Below are 9,818 nucleotides of genomic sequence, written 5' to 3'. Positions count from 1 at the left end.
CAAGGCTTAAGCACTTTCGTAGTATCGCTACTAGATATGAGAAGTTGGCTCGTAATTTTAAGTCGATGCTTTACCTAGCGTGCACTATCATTCATTGCAAGATGAATTGAGGACACGCCCTAGCTTTAAACCCTCAATAAAAAGGTTAAACGTAGATAGTATTTGTCATATACCAACTACCAAAGACTTTTAACAAATGGATAGAGGTCTAACGATATACATTAGTACCCTTTGCTAAATCTACCAAGACCGTTATCATAGACTCATATGATATTTGATTTAACCACTTAATATAATGAATAAGGAATACCTTATGACTGAGACTTTTAACCCTCAAGCAAATACTGTGTTTTGCCGTAAATATAAGCAAGATTTACCAAAGATGCCGCATCCACCCTTCCCTAATAAAAAAGGTCAAGAGCTGCAAGAAACCGTATCTGAAAAGGCGTGGAAAGAATGGCTTGAGCATCAAACGATGCTTATTAACGAAAACCATCTAAGCATGATGGATCCTGCTGCTAAAAAGTTTTTAACAGAGCAACGTGATAAGTTCTTAGACAATGAAGACTATGAGCGCGCACAAGGCTGGACACCAGAAAGCTAGTACTTACTTGCCTCCTAGTAGCAATATCTAATAATCATAAAAAAACGCGCTTACTATAGCGCGTTTTTTATTATAAGGTGAAAATCACAGTCTTTCTTATCAGCCTTCATCACTATCTGACGTTTCAAGCTCATTGGCTGACAATGTACTAACTTGACGAGCAGCTAAGCGATCATTGGCTTCCTGCACCGCTTTTTCGACCATCGCATAGTCTGAATGACGCACGTCCTGCCCACTGATATAGTTAATCACTAGCTCTGCGACATTTTGTGCATGGTCACCGATACGCTCTAGCGATCGTAATATCCACATGATATTGATGACTTTTGATACGTGGCGTGAGTCTTCCATAATATAGGTCATCAAGGCGCGTATGGCTGACTGATATTCGGTATTGACCACGCTGTCATTACGCATCACTTCAAACGCTTGCTCCGCATTCGACTGACTAAAAGCTTCTAGCGAGTTGTTTAGCATTAGACGAACTTGATTGCTCAAGTGCTGAACCTCAGCATAGCCGTATGCTGAGTTGCCTTCTGCCGCAATTTTACTGGCCATTCGCGCAATCTTTACCGCTTCATCGCCGATACGTTCCAAATCAACCACACCTTTACTGATCGACATGACTAAGCGCAAATCACTGGCAGCTGGCTGGCGTTTGGCGACCAATAATAAAATATGCTCGTCGAGTTCGACCTCCATTCGATTGATATCGAAGTCCATATCGATGACTTCTTGCGCCAGTGTTTCGTCTTTATCGACCAGAGCGTGAATGGCTTTGGCCACTTGGTTAGCCGCGCTATCACCCATGTATAAAAATAAACGGATGGCTTCATCAAGGTCTTGGTCAAAACTTTTGGAGATATGCTTATCACTTTGCATAAGAGGTATTCCCTAGAATCTATATTTTAATAGCGCAGTGTGCTTATGAAGTTAGAAAGTCGGCTTATGACATACTAATCAGCTTTGTCTGCTTGTACCGACTTCAATCTCAATTCAATATTAGCCATAACGACCTGTAATATAGTCTTCTGTCGCGGTTTGGGTAGGTTTGGTGAATATCTGATCGGTCTCACCCATCTCAATCATATCGCCCAAATACATATAGACCGTGTAGTCAGATACGCGTGCTGCCTGCTGCATATTGTGAGTGACGATAGCGATGGTATAGTCGTTTTTCAGATCTTCGATCAAATCTTCGATAGCACCCGTCGAGATAGGATCCAACGCTGATGTCGGTTCATCAAGCAACAGTACTTCAGGCTTGGTCGCCACACTACGAGCGATACACAGACGCTGCTGCTGGCCACCTGATAATGACAATCCCGATGCTTTTAGCTTGTCTTTCACTTCTGGCCATAGCGCTGATTTTTTCAGTGCCCACTCGACGCGATGATCCAGCTCGTCTTTGCTTAATTTTTCATACAGTCGTACACCAAAGGCGACATTGTCATAGATTGACATCGGGAACGGCGTTGGCTTCTGAAAAACCATACCAACTTGTGCACGCAGTAAGTTCACATCGATGTCTTTACCCAAGATGTTTTTGCCATCTAGATTGATATTGCCCTCTGCACGCATACCTGGATATAGATCGTACATACGGTTAAAGGTACGCAGTAGTGTAGACTTGCCACAACCTGAAGGACCAATAAAAGCGGTCACTTTTTTATCCGCGATATCGATATTGATGTTTTTTAATGCCTGAAAATCGTCGTAATAGAAGTTTAGATCTCGAACTTCCATTTTTGCAGCAGGCATATTCTTAGGAATATCTTGAATCGTTTGCTTATTAAAATCAGCAGTGTTTGGTTGCTGAGCTTGGGCGCTAGTAGACATAGGTCTATTTAATAGGCTACCTGTTGCCGTATTAAAGTTGTCAGCAGTCATGTTTGTACGGACGTTGCTTAGGACATCATTCATAATATTTCAACCTAGCTCAATTAATTTTATATAAGTTTAAGTAAATGCTTAACGTACTACGGTCTGCTCTCAGCTCTTATTTGGGCTGACCTCTACCACCGATAAATCTTGCCAATATATTCAACACTAGGACAGACGCGGTGATAAGTAGTGCTGCCGCCCAAGCCAATGTATGCCAGTTGTCATAAGGACTCATCGCAAACTGGTAAATGGTATTGGGTAAGTTAGCAATAGGCTGACCCATATCTGTACTGAAGTATTGATTGTTAAGTGCGGTAAATAGTAACGGTGCTGTCTCACCAGTGATTCGAGCAAAAGCCAGTAGCACACCTGTGGTCAGTCCCGCTCGCGCAGCTTTCACAGTGACCTGAGTGACTAGCTTCCATTTAGGAGTACCTAGCGCATAGGCCGCTTCGCGTAGACTATTAGGTACCAAGTTCAGCATGTTTTCTGTCGTACGCACGACCACTGGAATAACAATCAATGCCAATGCTAACGCGCCTGCCCAACCAGAGAAACTTTGACCTTTTACCATCAGTGCGTAGATAAATAGACCGATGACAATCGATGGCGCTGACAATAGAATATCATTTAAAAAGCGAGTGACCTTGCCCAGCATACTGCCTTTAGAAAACTCAGATAAGTAAATACCTGTCATAAGACCAATAGGGGCACCGATAAACAATCCTGAAAACGCCAACATGACCGAACCAACAATAGCATTGCGTAAGCCGCCCGCACTCATCGGTGGCGGCGTATCAGCGGTAAAGATTGGCAACTGCACCATGCCTTGGAAACCTTCGACAAACAAAGTCACCAAAATCCATGATAACCAAAATAAGCCAAAAACCATCGCGGATATGGCAAAGCCTAGACCTAACTTGTTGGTCAAACGACGCTTGTTATACAAGCTTTGGTTATAGCGGCTAGTGCTGCTTGGCTTAGTAGGTAGTGGTGCATTGATCGCATTGTTAGCAGGCATAATATTTATTTCCCATATCTTTTATCAATATCTATCAAGGTCCAATAAATCGGTAACAGACTTATCGGTTACCTGCTTTGTGATCCATGCGCATGAGCATCAGTTTTGCTAAAGACAGCACAATGAAGGTGATGACAAATAAGATTAAGCCTAGATGTAGTAAAGACGCAAGATGCAGCTCACTTGACGCTTCAGCAAACTCATTGGCCAAGGCCGAGGTAATCGTCACGCCAGAAGTGAATAGGCTTGGACTGATATTAAACGCATTACCAATCAAGAAAGTAACTGCCATCGTCTCACCCAATGCACGACCAAGACCCAAAATCACACCACCAACGACACCAGCTTTGGTATAAGGCAAGATAATCTTGAACATGACTTCCCAAGTCGTCGCGCCCATGCCATATGCTGACTCTTTCAGTAAGTCTGGTACGACAGAGAAAACATCGCGCATAGTAGCGGCGATGAACGGTATGATCATAATGGCAAGTACTAGGGAGGCAGTAAACATACCCAGTCCCATAGGCGCACCTGCAAACAGCTTACCGATAATAGGCAAAGGCCCGACGTGCTCAATAAACCATGGCTGAATGTGATCACCAAAGAATGGCGCAAATACGAACAATCCCCACATGCCATAAATGATAGATGGGATACCAGCCAACAACTCAATGGCGATACCAAGTGGTTTTTTGAGGAACTTAGGGCACATCTCGGTTAAAAATATCGCAATACCGAAACTGACTGGAACCGCGATAACAATAGCGATAAATGACGTGACTAGGGTGCCGTAAATAGGCGCTAATGCACCGTATTCATTGGCGACTGTATCCCAGTTATTGCTGGTATAAAATCCCAAACCAAACTCTTGAATACTCGGCCATGCTCCAACAATTAGAGACACCAAAATGCCCCCTAAAGATAGGAGGACGAGTATGGCAAACGCTTTAGTAGAGTTAACAAATAAAGCGTCGTAACGTTTTTGTTTAGCCAGTTGGGACCTTAAGTCTGTCATAAGTGTCTCAGCATTGAATGGGATGAATCGAAATATTAAAAAGATGTATATCAGGTCTTAACACAACAAACTTAAACGGTATGAGTAAGCATATTTATCGAGATGTATCCATCAAATTTGCTGTGTTAAAACCTCTCAAACAACTACCGGAGAATAGTTATTCGAGAGGATAACTTGTCAGTTGCTAAATAGTATTTAGCAAAAACAAATTACTGAGCTGGCTTGTAGACAGGCTGTCCATCGCTACCTTTCACTTCGTTCCACTTCTCTTTGAACAAGGCTACTGCCGTGTCAGAGAATGGTACGTAGTCTAGTTCCATGGCGCTGTCATCACCTTGGGTATAAGCCCAGTCAAAGAAGTTCAATACGCCAGCGACTTGCTGAGGATTTTCTGGTTGCTTATGTACCAAGATAAAGGTCGCAGCAGCGATAGGCCATGCTTGGTCAGTTTCAGAGTTGGTGATGACTTTATAAAAGCCTTCTTGTTGTGACCAGTCGATATCACCTGCCGCAGCAAACGTCTCAGCAGATGGCTGTACGATGTTACCAGCTGCGTTTTTCAGCGCAGTATGTGACATCTTATTTTGCTTAGCGTAAGCATACTCAACATAGCCGATAGAGTTTTTCATGCGGTTTACGTAGCTTGAAACGCCTTCGTTACCTTTACCGCCTGCACCAGTAGCAGAGGTCGGCCATTTGACGGTTTTATCAACGCCAACAGTGTCTTTCCAGTCTGGTGAAACCTTGGCAAGATAGTCAGTGAAGTTGAAGGTCGTACCTGAACCATCTGAGCGGAATACTGTTGTGATTGGGGCATCTGGCAAGGTCAAATCTGGGTTCATCGCCTTAATCGCAGGGTCATTCCAGTTGCTAATCTTACCCAAATAGATATCAGCTAAAGTCGTACCGTCTAGCTTCAGTGCACCAGGCTCAACGCCATCAATGTTGACGATTGGTACAACACCACCGATGACTGTTGGGAACTGAATCAGACCTGCTTCGTCTAACTCTTCAGGCGTCATTGGGGCATCAGAAGCACCAAAGTCTACTGTTTTTGACTGAATTTGTTTGATACCACCAGATGAGCCAATCGACTGATAGTTGACTTGGCCACCAGTCGCAGCATTGTAATCATATGACCATTTCGCATAGATAGGCTGCGGGAATGACGCACCTGCACCTGTAATATTCATAGCGATATTTTCAGCAGATTTAAAATCTGACGTAGCAGAAGATGCTGTCTGAGAGGTTGTTTCAGCTGTTGTCACAGCGCTACTGCTAGTATCAGCAGTTGGCTCCGCCGTATCTGTTGACTTATTACACGCCGTAAGCATTAATGTACAACTGACGGCCACTGCTAATAACGAATAACGCATGTAGGACTCCTGAAGTTTAACAACGGTATAAAAAAGCATTGCTTGTGATATGCGTGTTATCTTGCCAAATCTTTATGACAGTTTAATGACAACTTCTAGAATCCTTCATTCGCTTTACATAATATTTGAATAATTCGTCTACAACCTAGTAATACTAAGCATTCTCATCTATCAACACTCAGAAAAATTATTCACAAAAATATTGAGCTGCGTACGTGACACAGAATATTTGTATCCAAATACTATTAGCCGTTGGTACAGAATTTTGTTAGTATGAAGGCTGATTTACAACACTGACAGACTCGGGGTGCGGTGTATTTTTGGCTCACTTTATTAAACTTGCTTTATCAAAGTAGTCGCCTTGATACATTCGCTGAGAGATCACCCGCCGAACCTGATGCGGTTAGTACCGACGCAGGGAAGTCTTAAGCACTTTGTTATTTATGACAAAGGGCGCGTAGAAATACATTTTTATCGTCACTACTGTCTTAGTATGCGTGATGCATAGCCAGATAAGAAGAGAGGATATCAAGCTGCGTCCAATATTTGATGAGCACCATACGCGACGATACTTTTTGGTCGAAGTTGTGGGTTCATGATATAAACTTGTCTAGATGATGGATGCCTACCCCCGCAGATACTGGCGGTGTTGATTTTATTCAAAAACCAACACGCTAGGACAGCATATGACTACTGCAGACACCACCTCAATTGCACCGAAAGCCCAAACGCATAACCCAGCCGACAACTCAATGCTTGCTTCAAATGCTGCTGACACAACCAACGTCAAAGCAGATAAAAAAGCAGATGCGCTAAAAACCCCTGCTCACCGTGCCGCAAGTGATGCCCGTTTCGAAGAAGATGCGCGCGACTTGCACCGTATTTTACCTGCCTCAAGAAAAGTCTATATCGAAGGATCAAGACCTGACATCCAAGTACCGATGCGTGAAATCAGCTTGGCTGATACACCTGTAGGCGGTACGGGAGATAAAGACGGTGAGCATAATCCACCGTTTTACGTGTATGACACCTCAGGTGTATATACCGACCCTAATGTCGATATCGACCTAACACGTGGATTGCCAAAGTTGCGTGAGAACTGGATCGCGGAACGCAATGATACCGAGCAATTAAGCGGCCTATCTAGCTCATACGGACAAGCACGTGCTCGTGATATCAGCACTGCTAACCTTAGATTTGCTCATATTGATAAACCGCGTCGCGCCAAAGCAAGACAGAACGTCACGCAAATGTACTACGCGCGCCGTGGCATCATCACTCCTGAAATGGAATATATCGCCATACGCGAAACGCAAAAGCAGCATGAACTGACCGATATGCGTCAACATGATGGCGAGAGCTTCGGTGCCAATACGCCTCAAATTATCACCCCTGAATTTGTCCGTGATGAAGTGGCGGCTGGACGCGCTATTATCCCAAACAACATCAACCACCCTGAGTCTGAGCCGATGATCATCGGGCGCAATTTCTTGGTGAAAATTAATGCTAATATCGGTAACTCAGCGTTGGGTTCGTCTATCGATGAAGAAGTGTCCAAAATGACGTGGGCCACGCGTTGGGGTGCGGATACCATCATGGATTTATCAACGGGCAATCATATTCATGAAACCCGTGAATGGCTAATCCGTAACTCTCCTGTGCCGATTGGTACGGTACCGATTTATCAAGCATTAGAAAAAGTCGATGGCGTCGCTGAAGATCTTACATGGGAGATATTCCGTGATACGTTGATCGAGCAAGCAGAGCAAGGCGTAGATTACTTTACTATTCACGCTGGCGTGCTATTACGCTATGTGCCGCTCACCGCAAAACGTCTGACAGGTATCGTCTCACGCGGCGGCTCTATCATGGCGCAGTGGTGTTTAGCCCATCACAAGGAAAGCTTTTTATATACGCATTTCGAAGACATCTGCGAGATTATGAAACAGTACGATGTAGCATTTAGTCTAGGTGATGGCCTACGCCCTGGTTGCTTGCAAGATGCCAATGATGAAGCACAGTTCGGTGAGCTACGTACGCTTGGTGAATTGACTAAAGTGGCATGGGAGCACGATGTACAGGTGATGATCGAAGGCCCTGGACACGTCGCGATGAACCGCATCAAAGAAAACATGGACTTGCAGCTTGAGCTTTGTGCGGACGCGCCTTTCTATACTTTAGGGCCATTAACCACAGATATCGCTCCAGGTTATGACCACATCACCAGCGCCATCGGAGCTGCGATGATTGGATGGTTTGGTACAGCGATGCTGTGCTATGTCACGCCAAAAGAACACTTAGGTCTACCAAACAAAAAAGACGTTAAAGACGGCATTATTACTTATAAAATCGCTGCACACGCTGCTGACCTTGCTAAAGGTCATCCAGGAGCACAGGCACGTGATAACGCACTATCTAAAGCACGTTTCGAATTCCGCTGGGATGATCAGTTCAATCTAGCGCTCGATCCTGATACTGCACGTGAATATCACGATGAGACATTGCCAAAAGACGCACACAAATCGGCACACTTTTGCTCCATGTGTGGTCCTAAGTTTTGTTCAATGAAAATCACTCAAAACGTGCGTGAATATGCAGCAGGGCTGGATAAAGAGGCCGCTAACCAAAAAGTAACGCCACAAACAGGCGACTTAACCGATGCCGGTCACCTAATCAAAGAAGTAAATACAGAGCTCGTCGGACAAGTGGGTGAAGCCACTGCTGAGGAAATTCGCCAAGGCATGGCCGAGATGACTAAAAAATATAACAACGAAGGACGCCAGTTATATAAAGAGGTGTAGAGTTAATAACCGATACTTTTGAAATAAGAAAAGCCCTACTATTTAAGTATTTGCACACTTATCTAGTAGGGCTTTTTTGCTTATTTACTCATGATTCATGTGCGAGTTTTTATTTACTACGTTTAAACTTTCGACGCTTCGTAAATTTCTTCAATTGAAGCATTAATGGTCTCAGCAAACTCGCTATCGCTTTGTTGCTTACTCAAGCCTTCAGTAAAGGCACGCGAGAAGCTCGCAATCATACCTGGGTTTTGTTTGAGCTTGGCACAAGCATCGCTACGACTATAGCCACCAGATAACGCCACAACTTTTAACACTTTAGGGTGGTCAATCAGCTCCTGATAAAACCCTGCCTCTTCTGGTAACGTCAGCTTGAGCATCACTTGATGTTCGTCATTCAAGCGTTCTAGATTACGCAGTATATCTGCCTTTAGCAGTAGCTCGCACTCATGCTTTTGAGTGCTATCAATATTGACCTCTGGCTCAACGATTGGCATCAGGCCTTTTGAAATAATCTGCTTCGCCACATCAAACTGCTGCTGTACCACAAGCTCGATACCATCGACGTTTGGCTCATAGATGACTGAGCGCATTTTAGTACCGAATACAGGATAGTTTTTTGCTTTATCTAATAATAGATCTAGATTCGGGATTGGCTTCATAACTTGTACGCCGCTCATTTGCTCAGCCAGACCTTTATCTACCTTCAAGAATGGTACGATATTTTTATCTTCCCATAGGTAATTAGCCGTCGACTTACCATTGACTTCGCGCTCCATGGTGTCTTCAAACAAGATTGCACCAAGTACACGCTCACTATCAAAACAGTCACACGTCATAATACGAGCACGCATTTCATGAACCAAATCAAACATGGCCTCATCATTATCATAAGCGTCGCTATTGACACCATAAGTCTCTAACGCTTTTGGTGTGCTGCCACCACTTTGATCAAGAGCAGCAATAAAGCCTGAGCTATTTTTTATACGCTGTAATTGCTTATCGTATTCCATTGAGCCTGCATCCTATTTTTATTGGTTAAGTTAACTATCATAAACTAAGCTTTTTTATTCCATACAAGCCGTGTTATTTGTAGATAACCTTATCATAGGATGAT

General features: G+C 43.8%; 8 protein-coding genes, 1 pseudogene and 1 riboswitch. Of the genes and pseudogenes, 3 read left to right on the top strand and 6 right to left on the bottom strand.

Annotation, left to right across the window (positions count from 1 at the left end):
- Positions 1–110 (top strand): annotated as a pseudogene (locus I3254_RS10160) (IS5/IS1182 family transposase); the annotation flags it as partial.
- Between the two features lie 203 nt (positions 111–313).
- Positions 314–604 (top strand): oxidative damage protection protein, encoded by a 291-nt coding sequence (locus tag I3254_RS10155; protein ID WP_057757820.1) that lies wholly within the window; start codon positions 314–316, stop codon positions 602–604.
- Between the two features lie 99 nt (positions 605–703).
- On the opposite strand, the gene phoU is transcribed toward I3254_RS10155, so the two are convergent.
- From phoU to pstS, 5 genes are all read right to left on the bottom strand, one after another.
- Positions 704–1,486, bottom strand: coding sequence for a phosphate signaling complex protein PhoU (gene phoU, locus I3254_RS10150; RefSeq protein ID WP_238052767.1), 783 nt, complete (start codon positions 1,484–1,486; stop codon positions 704–706).
- A 120-nt stretch (positions 1,487–1,606) separates the two neighbouring features.
- Complete coding sequence (gene pstB, locus I3254_RS10145; protein ID WP_218870065.1) at positions 1,607–2,365, bottom strand: phosphate ABC transporter ATP-binding protein PstB; 759 nt, start codon at positions 2,363–2,365, stop codon at positions 1,607–1,609.
- A gap of 238 nt (positions 2,366–2,603) precedes the next feature.
- The gene (gene pstA / locus I3254_RS10140) at positions 2,604–3,509 is read right to left on the bottom strand and encodes a phosphate ABC transporter permease PstA (RefSeq protein WP_238052766.1); all 906 of its coding nucleotides are present in this window, start codon (positions 3,507–3,509) and stop codon (positions 2,604–2,606) included.
- 61 nt (positions 3,510–3,570) lie between these two features.
- Positions 3,571–4,524 (bottom strand): phosphate ABC transporter permease subunit PstC, encoded by a 954-nt coding sequence (pstC, locus tag I3254_RS10135; RefSeq protein ID WP_101204645.1) that lies wholly within the window; start codon positions 4,522–4,524, stop codon positions 3,571–3,573.
- Between the two features lie 209 nt (positions 4,525–4,733).
- Positions 4,734–5,900, bottom strand: coding sequence for a phosphate ABC transporter substrate-binding protein PstS (gene pstS, locus I3254_RS10130; RefSeq protein ID WP_057757805.1), 1,167 nt, complete (start codon positions 5,898–5,900; stop codon positions 4,734–4,736).
- 293 nt (positions 5,901–6,193) lie between these two features.
- Positions 6,194–6,338, top strand: a riboswitch (TPP riboswitch).
- 314 nt (positions 6,339–6,652) lie between these two features.
- Here pstS and thiC point away from each other — a divergent pair.
- A complete protein-coding gene (gene thiC / locus I3254_RS10125) occupies positions 6,653–8,701 on the top strand; it encodes a phosphomethylpyrimidine synthase ThiC (protein WP_238052771.1) in 2,049 nt (682 codons plus the stop codon).
- A 122-nt stretch (positions 8,702–8,823) separates the two neighbouring features.
- Here thiC and I3254_RS10120 read toward each other — a convergent pair whose 3' ends face one another.
- Positions 8,824–9,714 (bottom strand): fructose bisphosphate aldolase, encoded by an 891-nt coding sequence (locus I3254_RS10120; protein ID WP_238052765.1) that lies wholly within the window; start codon positions 9,712–9,714, stop codon positions 8,824–8,826.
- Positions 9,715–9,818: the final 104 nt, after the last annotated feature.

This window comes from Psychrobacter sp. Ps2, assembly GCF_022129405.1.
Taxonomy (GTDB): Bacteria; Pseudomonadota; Gammaproteobacteria; order Pseudomonadales; family Moraxellaceae; genus Psychrobacter.
The sequence above is the reverse complement of the archived record's forward strand: the minus strand, read 5'-3'. Positions and strand labels throughout refer to the sequence as shown.

What these genes read in the sequence shown, in the direction of transcription:
- phoU (WP_238052767.1), bottom strand. Translation starts at nt 1,486, where the DNA reads ATGCAAAGTGATAAGCATATCTCCAAAAGTTTTGACCAAGACCTTGAT.
- pstC (WP_101204645.1), bottom strand. Translation starts at nt 4,524, where the DNA reads ATGACAGACTTAAGGTCCCAACTGGCTAAACAAAAACGTTACGACGCT.
- I3254_RS10120 (WP_238052765.1), bottom strand. Translation starts at nt 9,714, where the DNA reads ATGGAATACGATAAGCAATTACAGCGTATAAAAAATAGCTCAGGCTTT.
- pstA (WP_238052766.1), bottom strand. Translation starts at nt 3,509, where the DNA reads ATGCCTGCTAACAATGCGATCAATGCACCACTACCTACTAAGCCAAGC.
- I3254_RS10155 (WP_057757820.1), top strand. Translation starts at nt 314, where the DNA reads ATGACTGAGACTTTTAACCCTCAAGCAAATACTGTGTTTTGCCGTAAA.
- thiC (WP_238052771.1), top strand. Translation starts at nt 6,653, where the DNA reads ATGCTTGCTTCAAATGCTGCTGACACAACCAACGTCAAAGCAGATAAA.
- pstB (WP_218870065.1), bottom strand. Translation starts at nt 2,365, where the DNA reads ATGCCTGCTGCAAAAATGGAAGTTCGAGATCTAAACTTCTATTACGAC.
- pstS (WP_057757805.1), bottom strand. Translation starts at nt 5,900, where the DNA reads ATGCGTTATTCGTTATTAGCAGTGGCCGTCAGTTGTACATTAATGCTT.